This window comes from Streptomyces noursei, from assembly GCF_001646665.1.
GTDB lineage: Bacteria > Actinomycetota > Actinomycetes > Streptomycetales > Streptomycetaceae > Streptomyces > Streptomyces lavendulocolor.
On the sequence record NZ_LWBU01000300.1, the window covers coordinates 75,978 to 99,438 of the forward strand.

Sequence of the window (23,461 nt, forward strand, 5' to 3'; positions counted from 1 at the left end):
CCGCCCGGCCCCGCCGCGCCGTCGCGCGTGCCCGCGGTCCAGCGGTGCTCGAGCCGTTCTCCGGCCCGTCGCCCGACCGTGGGGAATCCAGCCGGCGTGCCGAGACCGCCGGAACTACACCGGACAAGGGAGGGGCCGATGGCCGAGCAGAGCTTCCAGCTCTACGACACGACCCTGCGCGACGGCACCCAGCAGGAGGGCCTGGTGCTGACGGTGGAGGACAAGCTCGCCGTCGCGCGTCGGCTCGATGCCCTCGGCGTGGGCTTCATCGAGGGGGGCTGGCCCGGAGCCGTGCCCAAGGACACGGAGTTCTTCCGCCGCGCCCGCGGCGAACTCGACCTGAAGAACGCCGTCCTGGCCGCCTTCGGCGCCACCCGCCGGCCCGGCATCCCGGTGTCCGTCGACGCGCAGGTGCGGGCCCTGCTGGCCGCCGAGACGCCCGTGGTGACCCTGGTCGCCAAGAGCCACACCGGCCATGTGCAGCACGCCCTGCGCACCACCCTCGCCGAGAACCTCGCCATGATCGGCAGCACCGTGCGGCACCTGGTGCACGCCGGACGGCGCGTGTTCCTCGACGCCGAGCACTACTTCGACGGCTACCACATCAACCGCGAGTACGCCCTGGCCGTCGTCCGCACGGCCGCCGAGGCCGGCGCGGAGACCGTCGTGCTGTGCGACACCAACGGCGGGTCGCTCCCCGACGAGGTACGGGCCGTGGTGGCCGACACCATCGCCATGACCGGCGCCCCCATCGGCATCCACTGCCACGACGACACCGGGTGCGCCGTCGCCAACACCATGGCCGCGGTCGACGCCGGCGCCGTCCACGCCCAGGGCACCGCCCACGGCTACGGCGAGCGGTGCGGCAACGCCAACCTCTTCACCGTCATCGCCAACCTGGTGCTCAAGCGCGGCCGCGAGGTCGTCCCGCTGGAGAGGCTGCGCGACCTGTCCCGCACCGGCCGGGCCATCACCGAACTCACCGGCGTCCGCAGCAACCCGGCGGCCCCGTACACCGGCCTGTCCGCCTTCACCCACAAGGCCGGCCTCCACGCCTCCGCCCTGCGCGTCGACCCCGACCTGTACCAGCACACCGACCCGGCCCGGGTCGGCAACCGCATGCGCACCCTCGTCTCCGACATGGGCGGGCGCTCCTCCATCGAGCTGAAGGCCCGCGAACTGGGCTACGACGTCGCCGCCGGATCCGAGGAGGTCGCCCGTGCCGCGACCCGCGTCAAGGAGCTGGAGAACCGCGGCTACAGCTTCGAGTCCGCCGACGCCTCCTTCGTCCTGCTGCTGCGCCGGGAGCTCGCCGACGGCCCGGTGAAGCCGCCGTTCGAGGTCGACTCGTGGGCGGTGGGCGTCTCGCGGCGCCGGGACGGGGAGGTCCGTACCGAGGCGTCCGTACGGCTGCGCGTCGACGGGGAGAGCGTCACGGCCACCGGACACGGCAACGGCCCGGTCAACGCCCTGGACACCGCCCTCCACTCGGCGCTCGACCCGTACTTCCCGGCGCTCACCCGCCTCGAACTGGTGGACTACCAGGTGCGCGTCCTGAACGGCCAGGTCGGCAGTTCGGCCGCCGCCCGGGTGCTGATCTCCTACCGCGACGGCGAGCACCGGTGGGGCACCGTGGGCGTCGACGAGAACACGGTGACCGCCAGCTGGGCCGCGCTGCTCGACGCGGTCCACTACGTCCTGCTCGACGGGCCCGCCGAGGCCCACGGCTCACCCACCCTGGCCGCGGTGGCCACGGGCTGAGCCACCGATCTCCCGGGAGCCACTGTGCGTGTGGAAGACATCTATATACGGGGGACCTCCGTGCGGCTCCCCTCCGTCGTCACGGTCGCCGACGCCGTGGCCTCCGGGGCCTGCCCGCCCCGGGTGGCCTCGACGACCGGCCTGGTGTCCGTGGCGTACTCGCCCGGCGAGTCGGCCGCCGAGATGGGCGCGGCGGCCGCCCGTACGGCCCTGCACCGGGCCGGCAGCGACGGCGGCGACATCAACCTGCTGCTCCACGCCGACACCTACCACCAGGGCCAGGACCTGTGGCCGGTCGCCTCGTACATCCAGCGCGAGGCGCTCGGCAACACCTGCCAGGCCATCGAGATCCGGCAGATGTCCAACGGCGGCCTCGCCGCCCTCGACCTCGCCACCGCCTACCTCTCGGCCGGCCACGGACGCGGCGACGCCCTGCTCACCACCGCCGACCGGTTCTGCGAACCCGGCATCGACCGCTGGCGGACCGATCCGGGCACCCCGTACGCCGACGGCGCCAGCGCGCTGGTGCTCTCCCGCCGGGGCGGCTTCGCCCGGCTCGTCTCCCTGGCGATGTACGCCGACCCCGAACTCGAACCCCTGCACCGGGGCGACGAGCCGTTCGGCCCCGCACCCTTCAGCCAGCGCATCCCGGTCGACTTCGAGGAGGCCAAACGCGCCTTCATCGGCCGCGTCGGCATGTCGTACGCCATCACCCGCGCCCACAACGGCCAGCAGACCGTGCTGAAGCAGGCCCTCGCCGACGCGGGACTGGAACTGGCCGACGCGGAGTGGGTCGTCCTGCCCCACTTCGGACGGCGGCGACTGCAGTCCATCTTCTACCAGCCGTTCGGCATCGACCCCGAGCGGACCACCTGGGACTTCAGCCGCACCGTCGGCCACCTCGGCGCGGGCGACCAGTTCGCCGGCCTCGACCACCTCGTCGTCTCGGGCAGGGCCCGCCCCGGCGACCGCTGCGTGCTCGTCAGCGTCGGCGCCGGCTACAGCTGGGGCTGCGCCGTCCTGGAGATCCTGCACCGCCCCGAGTGGGGCACCGAGCCCCCGGCGCCCTGACTCCACCCCGGCTCCACCCGCTCTTGAGCACACCCATGTCACTCTGAATCCGCCGTTCCTCGCGGCTGTCGAAGGGAAGTTGCCGTGGCACCGACCGCTACGTCCGAGACCAGAGCTCCCCACGTCACGGAGCACTCCATCACCGTGGCGGCCCCGCCGGCCGTCATCTACGACCTCGTGGCGGACGTCTCCGCGTGGCCGCAGGTGTTCGGACCCACGGTCCACGTCGAGGTCCTCGAAGAGGCACCGGAGGCCGGCGGGGAACAACTGCTGCGCATCTGGGCCATCGCCAACGAGAAGGTCCGCACCTGGACCTCCCGGCGCACCCTCGACCCGGCGGCGCGCACCATCGCCTTCCGCCAGGTCGTCTCCGCCGCGCCCGTCGCCTCGATGGGCGGCGAGTGGCGCGTCGAACCGCTCGAGGACGGCCGCACCCGCGTCGTGCTGCTGCACGACTACCGCGCCACCGACGACGACCCCGCCGCCGAGGAACTGATCGAGCAGGCCGTCGACCGCAACAGCCGCGCCGAGCTGGCCGCCCTCAAGAACGCCGCCGAACTGGGCGACGCCCGCGACGAACTCCACTTCACCTTCAGCGACTCCGAGGTCGTCGCCGGCGCCGCGGGCGACGTGTACGCCTTCCTCGACCGCGCCGACCTGTGGCCGGAGCGCCTGCCGCACGTCGCCCGGCTCGACCTCACCGAGGACGAGCCCGGCGTCCAGCGGATGGACATGGACACCCGCAGCCCCGACGGCTCCACCCACAACACCACCTCGGTACGGGTGTGCTTCGAGGACCGCAACATGATCGTCTACAAGCAGCTGCGCGTACCGGTCGCCATGAGCGGGCACACGGGCAGATGGGTGATCGAGTCGCTGGGTGACGGTACAGTCAGAGCCACCTCGTGGCACACCGTCACGCTCGACCCCGAAGGGGTCCGCGCGGCTCTCGGCCCCGGGGCGACGCTCGCCGAGGCCCGCGCACTGGTCCGCAAGGCGCTCGGTACCAACAGCTCCACCACCCTGCGCCATGCCAAGCAGTTCGCGGAGGAAGCGCGTGCCGGATCGTAGTCTGCACAAGCCGGTTGCGGTGATCAACCGCTTCGAGGTCAAGGGTGACGCAGCCACGTTCGAGAGGCTGTTCAGGGAGCACTCCCAGTTCCTGCGCCGCCGCGACGACTTCGACTTCCTCGTCACCGTGCGACTCGTCGAGCGGCCCGACGTCTACGCCCACATCGGTCACTGGCGCACCCTGCGGGGCTTCCTGGAGACCGTGAACGACCGGACGTTCCAGCTCCACGTCAAGGAACTCGGCCCCCTCGTGGACGCCGAGGCGGACCAGGCCGTGAGCGTCGCCCGGGTGCTCCGGGAGAACGCCGTCGTGGGGGCGGAGAACGTGGTCCTCACCCGTGTCACGGTGCGCGAGGACCCGTACGCCTTCGAGCGGGGGTACGCCGAGATGAACGAGCACTTCGGCACGCTGGGCGGCTTCGGGGGCAGCGACCTGCTGCGCTCGACCCTGCTTCCCGGCAGGTACACCGGTCTCCAGTGGTGGCGGAACACGGCGGACTGCGACCGTGCCCTGGACAGCGCGGAGTACCGCGCCCTGCGGCACGCCCTCGGCCGGCGCGCGGACATCGAGGTGGACCGTACCCGGCACGTGGCCTACGAGCGGGTGATCGGCTGACGGGCCGGCCCGCACGGCTCCACCGGCGGAAGAGCCGAGGACCACAGGTCCTCGGCTCTTCCGCGTTCCGCGCGCGAGCCCCCTTCGAGCGGGCGGGCGCACGCTGTCCCCATGGTGAAACCAACGCGCATCACTGTGCTCCGCGGGCAGCCCGACGAGGCCGAACTCGCCGCGGTCACCGCCGTGCTGCTGGCCCTGGCGCGCCGCGGGGGCGAGCCGGGCGAGGCGGAGAAGGCCGCGTACGCGGGATGGACCGTCAAGGCGGGCGACTACCGGCCGCCGATGGCCCGGCCCGGTCCGTGACCGCACCCACCACACGATCGCCAGGGACAGCCCGCGGCCGCACCGGGAGGTACGGCCGCACGACAAGCAAGGGGGAGGGCGTGACCGGTCACCGGACCTTCACCGAACTCATCCAGGCCCAGGCCGCACAGTCGCCCGAACGGGAGGCCCTCGTCATCCTGACCGAGAGGGCCGGCCGCCTGGAGCCCCGGACGATCTCCTACGCGGAGCTCGACCACCAGGCCCGCGTGCTCGCGGGCCGCCTGCGGCAGCACGTCGCCCCCGGCGACCGGGTGCTGCTCACCCACAGTTCCCGGGCGCTGTTCGCCACCGGCTTCCTCGCCTGCCTGTACGCCGGTGCCGTCGCCGTCCCGGTGGCACCGCCCGGCGGCCGCCCGCACCACGACGAGCGCATCGCCGGCATCGTCAAGGACGCCTCGGCCTCCTGCGCGCTCACCGCCTCCGACGAGGCCGCCGACGTGTCCCAGCTGCTGGCCCGCACCGGGTACGGGCACGTCACCTGCGTACTGTCCGACGCCCCGCCCGGCGCGGCCGGCGACGCGGCGCCGGACCTCCCCGAGGCCCCCTCCGACCCGGACACGGCCGCCTTCCTGCAGTACACCTCCGGCTCCACCCGGGACCCGCGCGGTGTGGTGGTCACCCACCGCAGCCTCCTCGCCAACCAGGAGGCCCTGGGCAGGGCGCTGGGCACCCGGCCCGGAGCCCGGGTGGGCGGCTGGCTGCCGCTCCACCACGACATGGGCCTGGTCGGCCAGCTGCTGCACGCCCTGTGGCTGGGCGGCACCGCCGTGCTGCTGTCGCCGACCGCGTTCGTCAAGCGCCCCGCGCACTGGCTGGAGACCATCTCGCGGTACGGGCTCACCGCCAGCGGGGCGCCGGACTTCGCGTACGACCTGTGCGTCCGCCGGGTCAACGACGCCCAGATCGCCGGGCTCGACCTGTCCGGCTGGGAGGTCGCCGTCACCGGCGGCGAGCCGGTCGACCCGGCGACGCTGCGCGCCTTCGCGGAGCGGTTCGCCCCGGCGGGGCTGCGCCCCGAGGCGCTGATCCCCTGCTACGGGCTGGCCGAGGCGACCCTGCTCGTGTCCGGCGCCGCCACGGCACCGGCCGACCTCACCGGCGCGCGGGGGGCCGTCCACTGCGGGCCGCCCGCCTCCGCCGACGTCCGCATCGTCGACCCGGAGACCCACGAGGAACTGCCGGACGGCCGTACGGGCGAGATCTGGGTCCGGGCGGGCGGCATCGGCCCGGGCTACTGGGGCCGCCCGGCGGAGACCGCCGCGGTCTTCGACGGCCGCATCGGCGACGGCACCGCCTCCTACCTGCGCACCGGGGACCTCGGCACCCTCGTCGACGGCCTCCTGCACGTCAACGGCCGTCTGAAGGACACCATCGTGGTCGCCGGGCGGAACCTGTACCCGCAGGACCTCGAACGCACCGCGCAGCGCGTGAGCGCGCTGTTCGGCCCGGCCACCGCGTTCGCCGTCCCCGGCGCGCGCGAACGCATCGTCATCCTCCAGGAGCTGCGCGCGGGCAGCCGGTACGACACCGACCTCGCCGGACTGGTCACCGCCGTCCAGCAGCAGCTGCGGGAGGAGTACGAGGTGACGACCGGGGGAGTGCTCCTCGTCCGCCCGGGAACCGTGCGCCGCACCACCAGCGGCAAGGTCGAACGGGCCGCCATGCGGCGGCTGTTCCTCCGCGGCGAGGTGACCGCCCTGCACCAGCGGGTCGACCCCGAGGTGCAGCGGCTCGTGGCGTCGGGGAGGCAGCGGTGAGCACGGACCGCACCCGCGCCGCCGAGCCCGGCCGCGCCGAGGACCGCACCCGCGCCGCCGAGCCCGGACGCTCCGGGGCGCGGGAGCGCATCGACGCCCTGGAGCGGGCCTTCGGGCCCCTCGACGACCCCGCCAACCCGCTCGGCGGCGCCGCGCTGCTGGCCGCCGACGCGGCGGGCGAGGTGCTGCCCGAGGCCGAGCGCGTCCTCGACGCGTACGGGCTGAACGCCGAGTTCGTGCCCGCCCCCCTCGGCGGCAGACTGGAGCGGATGGACGTCCTGGGCCGGCTGCTGCGGCCCGTCTTCCGCCGCGACGCCTCCCTCGGCTTCGGCTACGGGCTCAACTGCTTCTTCGCCGCCACCCCCGTGTGGACGGCCGGCGACGACGCGCAGCGGCGGCTCGCCGCCCGCATCCTCCTGGACGGCAGGCGGATGGCCGTCGCCCGCCACGAGGTGGCCCACGGGAACGACTTCGTCAGCGACGAGTTCACCGTACGGCCCGATGACGGCGGCGACGGGGGACTGGTCCTCGACGGCAGCAAGTCGGCCATCGCCAACGCCTCCCGCGCCGACGGCCTGGTCATCTTCGCCCGGGCCGTCGGCGTCACCGGCAGCCGCAGCCGCACGGTCCTGCTGCTCGACCGCCGCGAACTGCCCCCGGACCGGGTGGAGAACCTGGCACGGCGGACCACCACCGGGATGCGCAGTGCCGAGTTCGGCGGGCTGCGCATCACGCGCTGCCCCGTCCCCGCGGCCGCGGTGCTCGGCGAACCGGGTGACGGGTACGAGCTGTCGCTGCGCTCCTCCCTCGTGATCCGCGGGCTCATCCCGTCCATCGTGCTCGCCGGTGCCGACACCGCGCTGCGCACCACGGCCCGGTTCGCCGCCCGCCCGCGCGACGACGGCCGCTCGTCGCTCGACGTGCAGCACGTGCGGGACGTCCTCACCGGGGCCTTCCTCGACCTGCTGCTCATCGACTGCCTCGCCCTCGTCTCCACCCGCGGACTGCACCTGCTGCCCAAGCAGATGAGCGCCTACGCCGCCGCCGCGGCGTACCTGGCGCCCAAGCTCATCGCGGAGAGCATGGACGAGATGTCGGCGGTCCTCGGCGAGGCGACGTTCGCCGGGGACGGCATGTACGGCATGTTCCAGAAGCAGCTGCGCGACCTGCCGGTCACCTCGCTCGGGCACGCGGGCAGCGCCGGCCGGCAGGTCAGCCTCCTGCCGCAGCTGCCGTACTTCGCCCGGCACGCCTGGTTCGCGGACCCCGAGGCGCCGGCCGGGCTGTTCGCCCTGGACGAGGACCTGCCGCCGCTGGACCTGACGCAGCCCGCGCTGCTGGGCGACGGCGACCCGCTGGCCGCGACCCTGGTGGCCTCCACCGACCTGCTGGAGGGCACCGAGCCGCCGGACGGCCTGGACGAGGAGGGCCGCGCCGTCCTGCGCTTCCTGGCCCGCTCGCTCACCACCGAGCTGGGCGATCTGCGCAAGGCCTTCGCACAGGTGCCCCAGGGCGACCGGACCGCCCTGGCGAGCCCGCACAACTTCGGGCTCGCCGACCGGTACACGCTGGTCCTGGCGGCGGCCGCGTGTCTGGGCGTGTGGCGGGGCCGCCGGGCCGCCGGCGGCGCCCCCGGCACCTTCCTCGCCGACGCGGCGTGGCCCACGGCCGCCCTGTACCGGCTGTGCCGGCGGCTGGGCCTGCCGCTGCCGGACCGCCCGGGCGCCTGCGAGCGGCGGGTGCTGACCGAGGTGCTGGCCCGCCTGCACGGCCGCCGCAGTTACGACCTGTACGACTCACCCCTTGCCTGACCGCCGAGAAGGAGCACATCATGCGAGAACAGCAGCGGGACGACGACTTCGAGACGGCCTACCGTGAATGGCTGCTGGACCGGCTCGCCCACTACCTGGGCCGCCCGGTGCGGGAGACCGACTCGGTGCACGAGTACCTCGACTCGGTGGCGGGGCTGAGCCTGTACGGGGACATCGAGGAGGAGTTCGGGCCGCTCGTCGAGCCCGCCGACATCTGGGCGTACCCGACCGTGCGGGAGCTGGCCCGCCACATGGCCGAGCGGGGCGCCGGGGCGGGCGGCAGCCGGATCCGGGCGGCGTTCGTCTTCACCGGCCAGGGCTCCCAGCACCCCGGCATGACCGCCGGGCTCTACCGGAACTCCACCGTCTACCGCCGCTACCTGGACGAGGCCGGCACGGTCCTCCAGCCGTACACCGGGCTGTCGGTGGTGGAGATGATCCTGGGCAAGGACCCGCGGATCCACCAGACGGCGTTCACCCAGCCCGCGCTGTTCGCGGTCGAGTACGCCCTCGCCAAGACGCTGGAGGAGGCCGGGGTCCGCCCGGTGTCGGTCCTCGGCCACGGCATCGGGGAGTTCGCGGCCGCCGCCGTGGCGGGCGCCCTGACCCTGCCGGACGCCGCCAAGCTGGTCGCGCTGCGCGGCGCCTTCATGCAGTACCTCCCCTCCGGGGGCGGCATGATGGCCGCCTGCATCACCCCGTACGAGGCCACCGAGCTGATCGCCTGCGAGCCGGGCGTGGGCATCAGCGCGATCAACGCCGCCAAGTCGACGGTGCTGTCCGGCGACCGGGGCGGCCTCGAACGCATCGAGAGCAAGCTCGCCGAGCGGGGCGTGCGGTGCCGGCACCTCACGGTCACCCACGCGTTCCACTCGCCGCTGATGGCGCCCGTGGTCCCCAAGTTCGAGGCCGTCGTCCGCCGGGTCCCCGGCGGGGCCGCGTCGGTGCCGTTCTACTCCACGGTGTACGGCAGGCTCACCACCGAGCCGCTGTACGCCTCGTACTGGACCGAGCAGCTGACCGCGCCCGTCCGGTTCGCCGACGCCGCGCGCGCCCTGCTGGCGCAGCAGGCGCCGACCCATGTCGTGGAGATCGGCCCGCGGGCGGTGCTCACGCCGTACCTGCGCCGGCTGGGGGGTGCCCGGGGCCCCGTCTGCCTGCCGGTGTGCCAGGGCCCGGAGAGCGACGCCGTGGACCTGGCCGGTGTGATCTCCGTGCTCGACGCCGGACCGCTGGCCGCCGCACTGGCCGGGGCGTGAGGTGACGGCACGGATCGGGCGGCCCCTGTCCGTCCGGGGACCCGAGGGCCCCTGGGGGCCGGTACGCGACGAACTCACCCACACGGGCACCGTCCTGGTGTACGGGACGATGTCCGCGTGGCTGCCCGCCGAGGGCTCCGGAACCGAGCTGCGACGGCTGCTCGGCCGGGACTGGCACCGCTACCAGACGTTCACGCAGCCGAGGCTGCGCGAGCGGTTCACCGCCTCCCGGCTGCTGCTGCGGCACGCGGCCGCGGCGATCCTGGGCACCGCCCCGCACCTGGTCGACCTGTCGTACCAGCCGGGCGGCCGCCCGTATGTGCGCGGCTGCGACCAGATCGACGTCAGCCTCAGCCACACCGAGGAGATGATGGTCGTCGGCATCACCCGCATGGGGCGGGTGGGCGTCGACGTCGAGCGCGCCGACCGGCGGCTGGCGCACACCGGGTCCGAGACGCAGGCGTGCACCCCCTTCGAGAAGCGGCAGCTCGACGCGGGCGGTGATGACGCGCGCAACGACACCATGGTGCGGCTGTGGACCCTGAAGGAGGCCTACAGCAAGGCGCTCGGCCAGGGGCTGCGGTTCCGGTTCACCGAGTTCGGCTTCGCCCTGGAGGACTCCGGCGCCCGGCTGGTGCGGCCGGACGGCACCCCCGCCGGTGACTCGTGGACGTTCGGGACGTTCCCGGCGGGTGGCCGTTACGTGGTGAGCGCGGCGGTGTTCGACGCCGGGTTCGGCGAGCCGGTGGACGTCGCCGTGGACACCACCCTCGACGAGGGGCTGTTCGACGCGCTGCTGGCGGCGCCGCGCCCCGGGTCAGGGGATCCAGCCGGCCTCCTCGGCCAGCCGGATGGCGTCGATGCGGTTGCGGGCGCCCAGTTTGCTGACGATGGCCGTCAGGTAGTTGCGGACCGTCCCCTTCGACAGGTAGAGGCACCCGGCGATCTCGGCGGCGTCGGCGCCGCGGGCGGCGAGACGTAGCACCTCCAGCTCCCTCGGCGAGAGGGGGTTCTCCGGCGAGTCCCAGGCGGCCAGGGCCAGTTGGGGGTCGACGACCCGCCGGCCGGCCGCCACGGACCGGACGGCGAGCGCGAGCTGGTCCGAGGGGGAGTCCTTGAGGAGGAACCCGGACACGTGCGCCGACAGGGCGCGCCGGAGGGTCCCCGGCCGTCCCAGGCTGGTGAGGATGAGGGTGCGGCAGCTGGGCAGTTGTTCGTGCAGCTCGGCTGCCGCCGTCAGTCCGTCGATCCCCGGGAGGTCGACGTCGATGACGGCCACGTCGGGCCGTGAGCGCAGGGCGGCCTGCACGATGGTGTCACCGCGGTCGACGGCCGCGACCACCTCCAGGTCGGGTTCGAGCTCCAGCAGCGCCACCAGCGCCCCCCGGACCATGTGCACGTCCTCGGCCAGGAGGATTTTCACGGACAGCATCAAGAACCCCCGTCATCGACGTCCGTTTCAGGCCGCGGCTCTCTCCGGGGCCGCGTCCGGCACCCCCGCCGCGGTGCCGTGCGGGCGGAGGGGGGCCCAGGCCTCCAGGTGGAACCGTCCGTCCTCCCGCACCCCGGCGGTCAGACCGCCGCCGATCGAGGCGAAGCGCGTACGGAGGTTGTCCAGGCCGCTCCCACCGCGCCGGACGACGGACGAGACGTGGTCGGGCCCTTCGTGCGGGCGGTCGTTCACCAGCGTCAACCGGACCGTCTCCCCTTCGACACGTGCCTTGATGCTACATACCTGTACGCGGCTGTGGCGGAGAATGTTCGTCACCCCCTCGCGCAGCGCGGTGGCCAGAACCGTGTCGACGGCCGGGTGGAGGCGCCCGCACTCGACGTCGACCTCCGCCCGCACGTCGGCCGCCGCGAGCACGGTTCCCGCCGATTGCGCCTCGTCGCACAGGGACATGTCGCGGTATCCGCTGGAGACCAGGCGTACGTCGGAGAGGGCCTGCCGCGCCACCCGCAGCAGGTCCGCGGTCTCCTCGGCGGCCTGTTCCGGTCGTACGGGCACCAGCCGCTGGATGAGTTCTCCCTTCAGTGCGATGGCCGAAAGGCTGTACCCGAGCAGGTCGTGCAGATCCCGTGCGAAGCGCAGCCGCTCCTGGGTGACGGCCATCTTGGCCATCTGCTCCCGGGTGGCGTGCAGTTCCTGCACCAGGTCGGCGAGACGGCTCAGGCCGTAGATGACCAGTCCGGTGAGCCCTCCCGCGATGACGACGTAACCGGCGTCGAGCGGCCCGGCGCCGGCGAGGAGGGAGTACGGGATCAGGCCGGCGACGACGAGCCCGTAGGCCGGCCAGGCGATGCGCGGCGGCAGCGTCAGGAGGATCGACGCGCACAGGGGCCCCTGCATGCTGCCCCAGCTGGCGTCGAACCACACCATCGGCAGGTAGGTGAGCACCACTTGGGTCCCGAGGACGGTGACGCGGCGGCGCAGACTCCACGACCGGGCCCGGGCGGAGGAGACGGCGAACTGCACGCCGAAGGCCACCAGCACGGTCGCCAGGCAGATGACCAGCGTCACCGTCCCCAGCCGCACGTTGCGGAGGACGTTGATGACCGTCACCGAGCAGTAGCAGCTCAGCGCCACCACGATGATTCCCCGGGCGAGTCGCGGTGCCGGCGTCACCTGCCTCGGTGAGACGCGCAGATCCTGCCGGGGCGACCGGACACCGCCCGCGCGCCCGAGTGGTACCCGCAGACGGTGCTGCTGATGCGGAATGGAATTTTCCGCATGAAAGGGTGCATCCGGCATAGCCGTCTCCTCGCCAGGACAGGGGTGGCGAAGCGCATAGTATGACTATGCGTTGAGCTTGAGCCACTGCTCGCAATCGCCGGTCGGTGTCACACGAACAGCGGAACAGGGTTCAGGTCGTCGTACGGAGTGGGCCGGGCCAGCCGGCCCAGCGCCACGGGCACGTCGAACAGCCTGCCGGGCGCGTACCTCGCCCAGAAGTGCCGCATCCCCGGCACGAGGACCTTCACGACGGGGAGCCCGACGTCGGGGCGGGTCTGGTCGAGGACCAGCAGTTCCATCCCCCGCTCCCGTACCAGCCGTTCGGCTGCCTCCACGTCTTCCCGCAGGTCATCGCGGTGTTCCCGCGGATAGCAACCGGGGCCGCGCGGCGCCTCGGCGGGGTCGGGCACCAGGTACGGATGCGTCCCGACCGTGGCGCACGTCCACCAGCGGTCCAGATCCGGGTGGGAGGCCCGGAACTCGCCCTCCTGCCGGCCCACGGGCAGGAGCTGACTCATTTCCGTCACCGCCCTGCGCAGTGCCAGAGCGGGATCGAAATGCGCACCGAAACCGAAAGCGATGCCCTCTTCCGCTCCGCCGGTCCGGCGGGAAATCGCCGCCATGGCCGGAATTCCGAAATCGGTCGTCAGATCCAGCACCCACAGGTCGCGGCCCAGCCGCCCGTAGCTCTCCCTGACGCATCTGAGCCACGGTTCGTCGAAGGCGTCGAGGTCCACCGCCGGCTGCCGCGTGCGGTTGTACCACCACAACGCCACGGCGTCGCGCTCCACCAGTTCGAGGAAGCCCTGCACCACGGCGTCCTCCAGGCTGCTGCCCGCCGCCGCGCCGTTGGAGTCCGCCCACGGCGAGTGGGAGAAGCCGTCCGGGCCGGGCCCGAAGTACAGCATGGAGGTGGGCAGCATGCGGTGCTCGCCGGCCGTCAGGGACCACACCGGAGTCCACTCCACCGCTTCGCCCGGGTCGAACGGCGGAGGGACGAGCTGGAACGGGGTGCACGTGGCGTTCCACCGGTTGCGGTCGCGAAACTGCCGGTCGGCGTAGAGCTGCACGGAGTTGGGGTGCAGGGCCGATCGACCCAGACCGGTCAGCGTGTCGACGACCACCGGCTCGTCACCCTGGCGCGTACCGGAGTACCGCTCCACCGCCTCGCACAGGGCCCCCACCCGTGCCTCCAGCGGAGTGGTCCCCTTCCCGCCGCTCTGGCTGCGCAGACCGCCCCGCACACCGCTCAGCGAATGCGCCTGCAGGGCCGCGTTCCGCCCCGAGAGACAGCGGTTGAGGCCCTCCGGCACGTCCGTCACCGTCCGCAGCTCCGGGACGACACCGGTCACCGGGTCGACCAGGTGCCCGTAGCGCGCCAGGACGGCCTCGGGCGTCAGCGCCCGGTGATTGCTCCCCGTGCCCGGGGCCTTCGGGCGCGACGCGAGGACGACCGGCCCGCGCACCCGTGCCGCCACCAGCCCCGGATCCCCGCAGTCCGGGCACTGCGGACGCCGCGCCACCTGGTGGTGACGGGTGCGCAGCGTCCGCGTGTCCAGCGTGCACACCGCTCCCTGCTCCTCGTACCGCATGCCGGCCATCCACTTGACCGTCTCCAGGACCGCCGTGTGCAGCCCCAGGCCCCGCACCACGCCGAGCGAGGCGTCGGGGACCGGCACCGCGCCCGGCAGGCCGAGGGCCTGCCGGACGGGCGACTGGGAGAAGAGCCGGGAGCGCAGCCGGTGGGCCAGACAGGACCAGCACGGCCGGTCGCCCGGGCCGAAGACGGGGCCCACCCACGCCTCGGCCCCGCACGGCTTCGCGAGCAGCCACGGCCGCCCCAGCCGCCGTAACCGGCCGTCCAGTTCACGCAGTCGCGGATCGAGGTAGTCGTCGCACAGGACCAGCGTGAAGTCCACGTGCCCGCCCTCGCCCGCCAGCGTCAGGCCCTCGGCGACACACTGCTTGCGCGCCTCCTCGGCCCTCACCCGCCCCAGCGCCACCACCTCGACCGTGGTGGCGCGGAGCGCGGACACGGCCTCGGCGCTGCCCAGGCCCGCCAGCTCCCAGTAGGCCGCGGCGGCGTCGTCCGTCAGCGGATCGCGGTAGCCGATCAGCTCGGCCTGCGCCAGTTTCGCGATCAGCCTGCCCGCTTCCGCCGGCGGCAGCGTGCGGGCCGCCTCGTCGAGCAGACCGGACAGCGTCCGCGTACCGTCCAGCAGCGGCGCGAGGGTCTCGATGGACCTGCCCTGCAACGCGGTCGTGCCGCGCTCCGACAGCAGGTAGACGGCCTCGCCCCGCACGATCTCCACCCGCAGGTGGGGCTTGAAGCCCACCCGGTGCGAGACGCCCTCAGGCAGTGTCGTCGTCATCTGCGGGCGGTCCCGACGGACGGGAACGGCACGTCGCTCTTGGTGAAGACGATGCTGAACCCCTCACCGCCGGAACCCGTGCGGTCCAGGTCCTCGATCAGCAGGTGCGTGTCGTCCTCCGTGCCCCACGCGGCGTAGGCCGGTTCGACGGCCACCAGGCCGAACTCGGCGAGCAGGGAGCGAGGGTCCTCGGTGTAACGCTGGGCGAGTGCGGGTTCAAGAGCGGTCCGGGCCGTCAGCAGCGCGATGCGGTGATCGTTCGCGAGTGCGACGGCGTTCGCACTCTCGACGTCCGGGCGTGCGTTGGTCAGAGCGGTGCTCATGATGGGTCCCCCTCGTTGATGGCGTCGTACGAGCTTTCGTCCGACGTTCCGAGGCCACGGATTCTGCTGCCCGGCGAGTCCGGCGGCACAGTGCGGGAGTCACCAGCGGGGCATGACATTTTCATGCCCGGCCTCGTGACCCGCTCACTGGGGCTCCAACACCGCTGATGCCAGGCTCGCTCCAGGCTCCAGAGTTGGGCTCCGGAGCCGGCGGCCGCCCCGTACGAGGGACGGCCGCGGAAACGGGAAGAGGAGGGCGTACACATGGAGATCAAGGTCCTCGGACCGCTGGCAGCCCGTGAGAACGGGGTGTCCATCGTGCCGACCGCAGCCAAACCGCGACAGATACTGTCCCTGCTCGCCCTGCAGGCCGACCGCGTGGTGACCGTCCCGACGCTGATGGCGGAGATCTGGGGCGAGGACATCCCCCGCAGCGCGGCCACCACCCTGCAGACGTACATCCTCCAGCTGCGCCGCAAGCTCACCGCCGCACTGGACGGCGACCCCACCCGCCAGGCCAAGGACGTCCTCGTCACCCAGCACGGGGGCTACCTCCTCCAGGTCCAGCCCGGACAGGTCGACGTGCAGGAGTTCGGCCGGCTCGCCACCGCGGGACGCGCCGCGCACGAGGCGGGCGACCACTACGCCGCATCCGAACTGCTCGGCAGCGCCCTGCGGATGTGGCAGGGGCCCGCCCTGGTCGACGTCCGCGTCGGCCCGGTCCTGGAGCTGGAGGTGCTGCGGCTGGAGGAGGACCGCATGGCCGCCCTCGAACGGCGCATCGACGCCGACCTGTGGCTCGGCCGGCACACCGAGATCGTGCCCGAACTGCGCGTCCTGGTCGCCAAGCACCCCATGCACGAGAACTTCTGCGCCCAGCTGATGACCGCCCTGCACCGCGCCGGTGCCGCCTGGCGGGCCCTGGAGGCCTACCAGCGGCTGCGCGGCACGCTCATCGACGAGCTGGGCCTGGAACCCTCGCCCCGGCTCCAGCGGCTGCACCACGCGGTGCTCTCCGCCGACCCCGCACTCGAACTCCCCCTGTCGACTACCGGCTGACATCTGCTCCAGTACGTCTCGAGCCGAGCTGCCTACGTTCGGCCGATGACGATCCTCGACGACCTGACGGTCACCCACGCCGCCCCTGACCTGCGACGAGCCGCCGACGAGCTGCGCCGCCTCAAGGAGGAGGTGAGCCGCGGGCCCGACCCCGAGGCCACCAGGCGCCAGCACGCCAAGAACAAGCTCACCGCCCACGAACGCCTCGAGCTGCTCTTCGACCCGGACACCTTCACCGAGATCGAGCCGCTGCGGCGGCACCGGGCGGTCGGGTTCGGGCTGGAGGACCGGAAACCGCACGGCGACGGTGTCGTGATCGGCTGGGGGCTGGTCCACGGCCGCACCGTCTTCGCCTACGCGCACGACTTCCGCGTCTTCGCGGGAGCGCTCGGAGAGGCCCACGCCGCCAAGGTGCACAAGGTCATGGACCTCGCCGAGGCCGCCGGGGCACCGCTGGTCAGCCTCAACGACGGGGCCGGCGCCCGCATTCAGGAGGGCGTCACCGCGCTGGCCGGCTACGGCGGCATCTTCCGCCGCAACGTGGCGGCGTCCGGCGTCATCCCGCAGATCAGCGTGATGCTCGGGCCCTGCGCCGGTGGCGCCGCGTACTCCCCGGCCCTCACCGACTTCGTCTTCATGGTGCGGGAGACGGCCCAGATGTTCATCACCGGACCCGACGTGGTCCAGGCGGTGACCGGCGAGAAGATCACCCACAACGGCCTGGGCGGCGCCGACGTCCACGCCACCGCCTCCGGCGTCTGCCACTTCGCCTACGACGACGAGGCCGAATGCCTGGAGGACGTGCGGTTCCTGCTGTCCCTGCTGCCGTCCAACAACCGTGAGATGCCGCCGCCCGTCCCGGGCGACGACTCGCCGGACCGCCGCACCGACGCCCTCGCCGACCTGGTGCCCGCCGACCCCGGCCGGAGCTACGACATCCGCGGCGTCATCGAGGAGATCGTCGACGACGGCGAGTACTTCGAGGTCCACGAGGGCTGGGCGCGCAACGTGGTGTGCGCGCTGGCCCGGCTCGACGGGCACCCGGTCGGCATCGTGGCCAACCAGCCGGCGTCCCTCGCGGGCGTGCTGGACATCCACGCCAGCGAGAAGGCCGCGCGCTTCGTGTCGACCTGCGACGCCTTCAACATCCCGCTGGTGACCCTCGTCGACGTCCCCGGCTTCCTCCCGGGCGTCGACCAGGAACACAACGGCATCATCCGGCACGGCGCCAAGCTGCTGTACGCGTACTGCAACGCCACCGTGCCCCGTATCTCGCTCGTGCTGCGCAAGGCCTACGGCGGCGCGTACATCGTGATGGACTCGCGCTCCATCGGAGCCGACCTGTCCTTCGCCTGGCCCACCAACGAGATCGCCGTGATGGGCGCCGAGGGCGCGGCGAACGTCATCTTCCGCCGTGAGATCGCCGCCTCGGACGACCCCGAGGCGCTGCGCGCACAGCGCATCCAGGAGTACAAGTCCGAGCTGATGCACCCCTATTACGCGGCCGAGCGCGGGCTCGTCGACGACGTCATCGAGCCGGGGGAGACCCGTCGCGTACTGATCCGCTCGCTCGCGATGCTCCGCGCCAAGAAGGCCGAAGTGCCTGCTCGCAAGCATGGCAACGTCCCCACGTGACCACCCGGCGCGACTGGTCCATGTGGGCACGAGCGCCGATCGAGGGGACGGACGTTCCATGGCGTCACCGGAAACGGCGGCCCGCCACGAGCGGGCGCCCGTCCGGTCCGGCCGGCCGGGGCGTTCCCACCCCGAACAGCCCCGGCCGCCGCAGTGGCCCGGCCTCGGGCCCGGCACCTCTCCCGCACGGCAGACGGCAACAGCAGTGACACGGACGAAGGGATCGACAGTGGCCCGCACAGTTCCATCCGGCAGGTGCCCGTGGGGGCATTCGGCCCCGTCGAAGGCGAGGTAGCGGCATGCGCAGAGTCGCCATCACCGGACTGGGCGTCGTGGCCCCCGGCGGGGTCGGCGTGAAGGAGTACTGGGACCTCCTCACGGCGGGGCGCACCGCCACCCGCCGCATCTCCTTCTACGACCCCTCCCCGTTCCGCTCGCAGGTCGCCGCCGAGTGCGACTTCGACCCGGCGGCCGCGGGGCTCAGCCCTCAGGAGATCCGCAGGCTCGACCGGGCCGCGCAGTTCGCGGTCGTCTCCACCCGCGAGGCCCTCGCCGACAGCGGCCTCGACATCGCGGCCCTCGACCCGGGGCGCGTCGGCACCTCGCTGGGCAGCGCGGTCGGCTGCACCACCAGCCTGGAGCGCGAGTACGTGGTGGTCAGCGACGGCGGCCGCAAGTGGAACGTCGACCACGAGTACGCCGTCCCCGAGCTGTACCGGCACTTCGTGCCCAGCTCGATGGCCGCCGAGGTGGGCCGTGCCGCGGGCGCCGAGGGACCGGCCGCCGTGGTCTCCACCGGCTGCACCTCGGGCCTGGACTCCCTCGGCCACGCCGTGGACCTCATCCGGGAGGGCACCGCCGACGTGATGATCGCCGGCGCCACCGAGGCACCTATCTCCCCGATCACCTCGGCGTGCTTCGACGCCATCCACGCCACCACCCCCCGCAACGACACCCCGGAGAGCGCCTGCCGGCCCTTCGACCGGACCCGCAGCGGCCTCGTCCTCGGCGAGGGTGCCGCCATCCTGGTCCTGGAGGAGCTGGAGAGCGCCCGCCGGCGCGGCGCCCACATCTACGCGGAGATCGCGGGATTCGCCTCCCGTTGCAACGCGTTCCACATGACCGGCCTGAAGCCCGACGGCCGCGAGATGGCGGAGGCCATCGACGTCGCCCTCGGCGAGGCCGCCCTCGCCCCGGACTCGGTGGACTACATCAACGCCCACGGCTCCGGCACCAAGATGAACGACCGCCACGAGACCGGCGCGTTCAAGCGCAGCCTCGGCGCGCACGCGTACGAGACCCCGATCAGCTCCATCAAGTCGATGATCGGGCACTCCCTCGGCGCGATCGGTTCGCTGGAGATCGCCGCCTGCGCCCTGGCCATGGAGCACGGGGTGCTGCCGCCCACCGCCAACCTCCACGACCCCGACCCGGAGCTGGACCTCGACTACATCCCGCTGACCGCCCGCGAGAAGAAGACCGACGTGGTGCTCAGCGTGGGCAGCGGCTTCGGCGGATTCCAGAGCGCCATGGTGCTGGCCCGCCCGGAGAGGAGAACCGCATGACCACGGCAACCGTGGTGACCGGCCTCGGCGTCACCGCCCCCAACGGGCTGGGGACCGAGGACTTCTGGAAGGCCACCCTCGCCGGCGAGTCCGGCCTGGGCCCGGTCACCCGCTTCGACGCCGGCCAGTACCCCTCGCGCATCGCCGGCGAGGTGTCGGACTACGTGGCCGAGGAGCACATCCCCAGTCGGCTGATGCCGCAGACCGACCACATGACCCGCCTCGCGCTGACGGCGGCGGACTGGGCCCTGGCGGACGCCGGCATCGACCCGGAGCAGATGCCCGAGTTCGGCATCGGCGTGGTGACCTCGGCGTCCGGAGGGGCCGTCGAGTTCGGCCAGCGGGAACTGCAGAACCTGTGGAGCAAGGGCAAGGAGTACGTCAGCGCGTACCAGTCCTTCGCCTGGTTCTACGCCGTCAACACCGGCCAGATCTCCATCCGCCACAAGCTGCGCGGCCCCAGCGGCGTGCTCCTCACCGAGCAGGCCGGCGGCATCGACGCCATCGGCCAGGCCCGCCGCCACGTCCGCAAGGGTTTCCCGGCGGTCATCTCCGGCGGCGTCGACGCGGCCATCTGCCCCTGGGGCTGGGTCCCGCAGATCGCCTCCGGTCTGATGAGCACGGTCGACGACCCCGAGCGGGCCTACCTGCCCTTCGCGGCCGACGCCAGTGGATACGTGCCGGGCGAGGGCGGCGCGATCCTCATCGTCGAGGACGAGCGGTCGGCGCGGGAACGCGGCGCCGGCCAGGTCTACGGGGAGATCGCCGGGTACGCCGCGACCCTCGACCCGGCACCCGGCTCCGGCCGCCCGCCGGGGCTGCGCCGGGCCGCCGAGAACGCCCTCGCCGACGCGGGGCTCACCCCCGCGGACGTGGACGTCGTCTTCGCCGACGCCGCCGGCACGCCCGCGGCGGACCGGGCCGAGGCCGAGGCCATCACCGGGATCTTCGGGCCCCACGGCGTACCCGTGACCGCGCCCAAGACCATGACGGGGCGGCTGCTCGCCGGAGGCGCCGCCCTCGACGTGGCGACCGCCCTGCTGGCCCTGCGGGACGGGGTCGTCCCGCCGACCGCGCACGTGACCGAGGCCGCACCGGAGCACCGCATCGACCTCGTCACCGGCCAGGCCAGGGAGGCGGACCTGCGCACCGCGCTCGTCCTGGCCCGAGGGCACGGCGGTTTCAACGCGGCGCTCGTCGTACGGCGCGCCGCCTGACACCGCGCACGGCGCCGGGCGAGCCCGCTCCGGCGCCGTGCCGCCCCGCCGGGGACGGCTTACCGGCCCACCGGCCCGCACGGCCGCAGCGCACCGCACCGCACCGGGCCGATGCCGGACGGCAGGCCGCCGGCGGCCGTCCGGCGGTGACGGGGCGGCGGCGGGGCGACAGCGCCGACGGACGCGCCGGGCGACGGGCCCGGCGCGCGCCACCGGCCGGCACGGGCTCATGTCCCGGCGCGGACTCCCACCCGGCGCCCCCGTCCGACACCCGCCCCGCCGGGGACCCCGCCCCGGCCCCACCGACCACCCCCACGGCACACCCCCCACACCACAGCTCCCGCCGGAAGCACGTTCAGGAACCGGCTGGGGTCCGACAGGCACCACCCGAGTAGTTCTACGAGAGGACGGCACCGACCATGACCACGACGACCACCACCGTCACCCTGGCCGACCTGACCCGCATGCTCCGCGAGAGCGCCGGTGAGGAGGAGGGCATCGACCTGGACGGCGACGTCATCGACACCCCCTTCATGGACCTCGGCTACGACTCCCTCGCCCTGCTCCAGGTCATAGGCCAGATCCAGCGCGAGTACGGCATCGAGATCCCCGACGACGCCGTCGTCGACGCCGAGACCCCGGGCGCGCTCCTGGCCCTCATCAACGCCGGTCAGGGCACCGCAGCCTGATCCGGTCCCCGAACGCGGCCGCCCCGCCAACATCCCCCGTAGCGGGGCGGCCGCCTCCCACCCAGCACTCCGCCGGCGGCCGGAGCCGCGGCCCCACGAGGAGGAAGCATGTCTCTCACGTCGTCCAGCGCGGTCGTCCGGCGACTCGTCGTCAGCCCCGGCCCCGCGCACGAGCAGCGGGCACAGTCCGTGGCCTCGGCCGCCGCCGTGTCGGCCGTACTCCGCGCCTTCGGACGCCCCCCGGGACAGCTCCCGGCGCGCACCGTCGTCCACATCGGAGCGGCCGCCCTCGACCCGGACCTCGGGCCCGAGCACGAGGGGTTCACCGTCCGCACCGCGCTCACCCCCGGCCGCGCCCTGCGCCAGGCCCACCGCGAACTCCAGGACGGCACTGCCGACTTCGCCATGGTCGCCGGGTTCGGCGAACCGGACCCGCACACCATCACCGTGTACGCCGTCAAGCGGGCCGCCGAGGCGGTCGCCGACGCCGACCGCGTCCTCGGCCTGCTGGACGTCTCCGGCGCGGACGAGGACGCCCTGCCGCCGCTGCGCCCGCTGTACCACGGCCACCGCTCCACCGCCCCCGAACGCCACCGGCTGCTGCTCTGGTCGGGCCGGGACGCGGACGACGAGGAGCGGGTGCGCGGCGAACTGCTGCCGCTGCTGAGCGGCCTGCACAGCGAGGCGTTCCCCGCCCTGCCCACCGCCGTGCCGTGCGGAACACCGCCGGGGCCCGTGCGCGGGGCGGCCGTCGCCGTCGCCGCGCTCGCCGCCGGCACCGTCCACAAGGCCAGGGCCGTACGCGCCGACCGGCCCCGCCCGGTCGCCCTGCTCTTCCCCGGCCAGGGGTCCCAGCACACCGGCATGGCCCGCGGCCTGTACCGCCGCGAGCCCGTGTTCACCGCGGCCGTCGACGCCGCCCTCGCCCACATGGGGGAGGAGGGGCAGCGGATCCGGGAGGACTGGCTCACGACCGGCCGGCCGCGCGTCCCCATCGACGACGTGCGCCGCGCCCAGCCGCTGCTGTTCGCGATCGACTACGCGCTCGGCCGGATGGTCCTCGGGTGGGGCGTGCGCCCCGTGGCGCTCCTCGGGCACAGCGCCGGAGAGCTGGTCGCGGCGGTCGTCGCCGGTGTCGTGTCGCTGTCCGACGCGGTCGCCATGGTGATGACCCGGGTCCGCGAGGCGGTGCGGATCCCGGCCGGCGGCATGCTGGCCGTCGCCGCGAGCGAGACGCAGATGGCCCCGTACCTGAACGCGGACGTGGCCGTGGCGGCCGTCAACGCCGCCCAGCAGGTGATGCTCGCCGGGGCGGCGGAGCCGCTCGCGGCCGCCGAGGCCCGGCTGCGGGCCGACGGCTTCACCGTGGTCACGGTGCCGGCGACCAGCCCCTTCCACTCCCCGGCGATGGCCCCCGCCTCCGACGCGGTGGAGGCTGACTACCGCGGCATCCCGTTCCGCGAGCCGGCCCTGCCGCTGTACTCCGGCTACACCGGTGCGCTGATGCGCCCCGAGGACGCGCTCAGTCCGCGGTTCTGGGCCCGCCAGATCACCGACACCGTCCACTTCCGCGCGGCGCTGGAGGAACTCGTCGCCATCGAGGACGTCCTGCTGATCGAGGCCGGGCCGCGCCAGACGCTCACCGCGTTCGCCCGCCGGCACCGGGCCGTCCGCCTCGGCGCCAGCGCGGTCTCCCCGCTGCTGCCCGCCCGCGGCGGCACGGCGGAGGCCGACCGGCAGTCGGTGCTGGCCGCGGCGGCGCGGATCTGGACCGAGGGGCACGACCTCGACATGGACGCCGTGTCCCGGCTGTGGACGTGGAGCGACGAGGAGGACGCCGCCCCGTCCGCGGGGGCCGGGGCGGCGGCACGGCGCGAACCGGCGCCCGCCCTGCGCTCATGAAGGTGGCCCTCCGGTTCCTGCGCGGCTGTTACGACGCCCTGGCCGCCGCCGGGTGGCTGTGGCTGGGCGTACCGATGCCGCCGCCCCCGGAACAGCGACCCACCCTGCGGCCCCCGCCGCACGGCCACCCCGAGCGGCTGCGGCCCGACCTGCCGCCGAGCGAAGCGGAGCGGGCGCTGTGGCAGCAGCTGCTGGAGCCGGCACGTAAAGGGTGACGGGGGACGGGCGTTACGCCGCATGGCGGGCGCCCGTGTCTCCCGTGCAGCCGAAGAAACGTTAATCCGGCATCGTCGGA

General features: G+C 73.6%; 19 protein-coding genes and 1 pseudogene. 16 read left to right on the plus strand and 4 right to left on the minus strand.

All coding sequences use genetic code 11. The annotated features are described in order from the left end of the window. The first annotated feature begins 138 nt into the window (after positions 1-138). From cimA to A4V12_RS39025, 9 genes and pseudogenes are all read left to right on the plus strand, one after another. The gene (cimA, locus tag A4V12_RS22600; RefSeq protein WP_064071242.1) at positions 139-1,761 is read left to right on the plus strand and encodes a citramalate synthase; all 1,623 of its coding nucleotides are present in this window, start codon (positions 139-141) and stop codon (positions 1,759-1,761) included. Between the two features lie 24 nt (positions 1,762-1,785). Next, positions 1,786-2,832, plus strand: coding sequence for a ketoacyl-ACP synthase III family protein (locus tag A4V12_RS22605; protein ID WP_064071243.1), 1,047 nt, complete (start codon positions 1,786-1,788; stop codon positions 2,830-2,832). 84 nt (positions 2,833-2,916) lie between these two features. After that, positions 2,917-3,903 (plus strand): aromatase/cyclase, encoded by a 987-nt coding sequence (locus A4V12_RS22610; RefSeq protein WP_064071244.1) that lies wholly within the window; start codon positions 2,917-2,919, stop codon positions 3,901-3,903. Continuing rightward, positions 3,890-4,519 (plus strand): antibiotic biosynthesis monooxygenase family protein, encoded by a 630-nt coding sequence (locus tag A4V12_RS22615; protein ID WP_159028911.1) that lies wholly within the window; start codon positions 3,890-3,892, stop codon positions 4,517-4,519. Before A4V12_RS22610 ends, A4V12_RS22615 begins: the two co-directional genes overlap by 14 nt. A gap of 111 nt (positions 4,520-4,630) precedes the next feature. Continuing rightward, the gene (locus A4V12_RS35460; RefSeq protein ID WP_079137263.1) at positions 4,631-4,822 is read left to right on the plus strand and encodes an acyl-CoA carboxylase epsilon subunit; all 192 of its coding nucleotides are present in this window, start codon (positions 4,631-4,633) and stop codon (positions 4,820-4,822) included. Between the two features lie 80 nt (positions 4,823-4,902). Continuing rightward, entirely contained in the window at positions 4,903-6,600 is a 1,698-nt protein-coding gene (locus A4V12_RS22620; protein WP_064071246.1) for a fatty acyl-AMP ligase, read from the plus strand. Then, positions 6,597-8,411: a hypothetical protein gene (locus tag A4V12_RS22625; protein WP_064071247.1), complete on the plus strand. Its 1,815-nt coding sequence runs from the start codon at positions 6,597-6,599 to the stop codon at positions 8,409-8,411. Before A4V12_RS22620 ends, A4V12_RS22625 begins: the two co-directional genes overlap by 4 nt. A gap of 20 nt (positions 8,412-8,431) precedes the next feature. After that, positions 8,432-9,670, plus strand: a complete 1,239-nt coding sequence (locus tag A4V12_RS22630; protein WP_064071248.1) for an acyltransferase domain-containing protein — start codon at positions 8,432-8,434, stop codon at positions 9,668-9,670. A gap of 391 nt (positions 9,671-10,061) precedes the next feature. After that, positions 10,062-10,373 (plus strand): annotated as a pseudogene (locus A4V12_RS39025) (4'-phosphopantetheinyl transferase superfamily protein); the annotation flags it as partial. 114 nt (positions 10,374-10,487) lie between these two features. Here A4V12_RS39025 and A4V12_RS22635 read toward each other — a convergent pair. The 4 genes from A4V12_RS22635 to A4V12_RS22650 form a co-directional block, all read right to left on the minus strand. Then, positions 10,488-11,102, minus strand: a complete 615-nt coding sequence (locus A4V12_RS22635; protein WP_064071249.1) for a response regulator transcription factor — start codon at positions 11,100-11,102, stop codon at positions 10,488-10,490. Between the two features lie 27 nt (positions 11,103-11,129). Further along, the gene (locus tag A4V12_RS22640) at positions 11,130-12,260 is read right to left on the minus strand and encodes a sensor histidine kinase (RefSeq protein WP_234372293.1); all 1,131 of its coding nucleotides are present in this window, start codon (positions 12,258-12,260) and stop codon (positions 11,130-11,132) included. Between the two features lie 251 nt (positions 12,261-12,511). Next, positions 12,512-14,776 (minus strand): TOMM precursor leader peptide-binding protein, encoded by a 2,265-nt coding sequence (locus tag A4V12_RS22645; RefSeq protein ID WP_064071250.1) that lies wholly within the window; start codon positions 14,774-14,776, stop codon positions 12,512-12,514. Beyond that, positions 14,773-15,099 (minus strand): hypothetical protein, encoded by a 327-nt coding sequence (locus A4V12_RS22650; RefSeq protein WP_064071251.1) that lies wholly within the window; start codon positions 15,097-15,099, stop codon positions 14,773-14,775. The genes A4V12_RS22645 and A4V12_RS22650 overlap by 4 nt, the downstream gene beginning before the upstream one ends. 264 nt (positions 15,100-15,363) lie before the next feature. Between A4V12_RS22650 and A4V12_RS22655 the strand changes: the two genes are divergently transcribed. The 7 genes from A4V12_RS22655 (at position 15,364) to A4V12_RS22685 (ending at position 23,381) form a co-directional block, all read left to right on the plus strand. Then, positions 15,364-16,158 carry an AfsR/SARP family transcriptional regulator gene (locus A4V12_RS22655; protein WP_064071252.1) on the plus strand — a complete coding sequence of 265 codons (795 nt, stop codon included), beginning with the start codon at positions 15,364-15,366 and terminating at the stop codon, positions 16,156-16,158. A 45-nt stretch (positions 16,159-16,203) separates the two neighbouring features. Further along, a complete protein-coding gene (locus tag A4V12_RS22660) occupies positions 16,204-17,793 on the plus strand; it encodes an acyl-CoA carboxylase subunit beta (protein ID WP_064071253.1) in 1,590 nt (529 codons plus the stop codon). 299 nt (positions 17,794-18,092) lie between these two features. Next, complete coding sequence (locus A4V12_RS22665) at positions 18,093-19,358, plus strand: beta-ketoacyl-[acyl-carrier-protein] synthase family protein (RefSeq protein WP_064071254.1); 1,266 nt, start codon at positions 18,093-18,095, stop codon at positions 19,356-19,358. Then, a complete protein-coding gene (locus A4V12_RS22670) occupies positions 19,355-20,575 on the plus strand; it encodes a ketosynthase chain-length factor (protein ID WP_064071255.1) in 1,221 nt (406 codons plus the stop codon). Before A4V12_RS22665 ends, A4V12_RS22670 begins: the two co-directional genes overlap by 4 nt. Before the next feature lie 419 nt (positions 20,576-20,994). Next, entirely contained in the window at positions 20,995-21,264 is a 270-nt protein-coding gene (locus tag A4V12_RS22675; protein WP_064071256.1) for an acyl carrier protein, read from the plus strand. A 108-nt stretch (positions 21,265-21,372) separates the two neighbouring features. Then, positions 21,373-23,166 carry an acyltransferase domain-containing protein gene (locus tag A4V12_RS22680; protein ID WP_064071257.1) on the plus strand — a complete coding sequence of 598 codons (1,794 nt, stop codon included), beginning with the start codon at positions 21,373-21,375 and terminating at the stop codon, positions 23,164-23,166. Next, a complete protein-coding gene (locus A4V12_RS22685; protein WP_064071258.1) occupies positions 23,163-23,381 on the plus strand; it encodes a DUF6059 family protein in 219 nt (72 codons plus the stop codon). Before A4V12_RS22680 ends, A4V12_RS22685 begins: the two co-directional genes overlap by 4 nt. Positions 23,382-23,461 lie beyond the last annotated feature (80 nt).

Excerpts from the sequence above, each read along its gene's own strand:
- cimA (WP_064071242.1), top strand. The coding sequence starts at position 139 with ATGGCCGAGCAGAGCTTCCAGCTCTACGACACGACCCTGCGCGACGGC.
- A4V12_RS35460 (WP_079137263.1), top strand. The coding sequence starts at position 4,631 with ATGGTGAAACCAACGCGCATCACTGTGCTCCGCGGGCAGCCCGACGAG.
- A4V12_RS22630 (WP_064071248.1), top strand. The coding sequence starts at position 8,432 with ATGCGAGAACAGCAGCGGGACGACGACTTCGAGACGGCCTACCGTGAA.
- A4V12_RS22635 (WP_064071249.1), bottom strand. The coding sequence starts at position 11,102 with ATGCTGTCCGTGAAAATCCTCCTGGCCGAGGACGTGCACATGGTCCGG.
- A4V12_RS22645 (WP_064071250.1), bottom strand. The coding sequence starts at position 14,776 with ATGACGACGACACTGCCTGAGGGCGTCTCGCACCGGGTGGGCTTCAAG.
- A4V12_RS22650 (WP_064071251.1), bottom strand. The coding sequence starts at position 15,099 with ATGAGCACCGCTCTGACCAACGCACGCCCGGACGTCGAGAGTGCGAAC.
- A4V12_RS22655 (WP_064071252.1), top strand. The coding sequence starts at position 15,364 with ATGGAGATCAAGGTCCTCGGACCGCTGGCAGCCCGTGAGAACGGGGTG.
- A4V12_RS22660 (WP_064071253.1), top strand. The coding sequence starts at position 16,204 with ATGACGATCCTCGACGACCTGACGGTCACCCACGCCGCCCCTGACCTG.
- A4V12_RS22665 (WP_064071254.1), top strand. The coding sequence starts at position 18,093 with ATGCGCAGAGTCGCCATCACCGGACTGGGCGTCGTGGCCCCCGGCGGG.
- A4V12_RS22670 (WP_064071255.1), top strand. The coding sequence starts at position 19,355 with ATGACCACGGCAACCGTGGTGACCGGCCTCGGCGTCACCGCCCCCAAC.
- A4V12_RS22675 (WP_064071256.1), top strand. The coding sequence starts at position 20,995 with ATGACCACGACGACCACCACCGTCACCCTGGCCGACCTGACCCGCATG.
- A4V12_RS22680 (WP_064071257.1), top strand. The coding sequence starts at position 21,373 with ATGTCTCTCACGTCGTCCAGCGCGGTCGTCCGGCGACTCGTCGTCAGC.
- A4V12_RS22685 (WP_064071258.1), top strand. The coding sequence starts at position 23,163 with ATGAAGGTGGCCCTCCGGTTCCTGCGCGGCTGTTACGACGCCCTGGCC.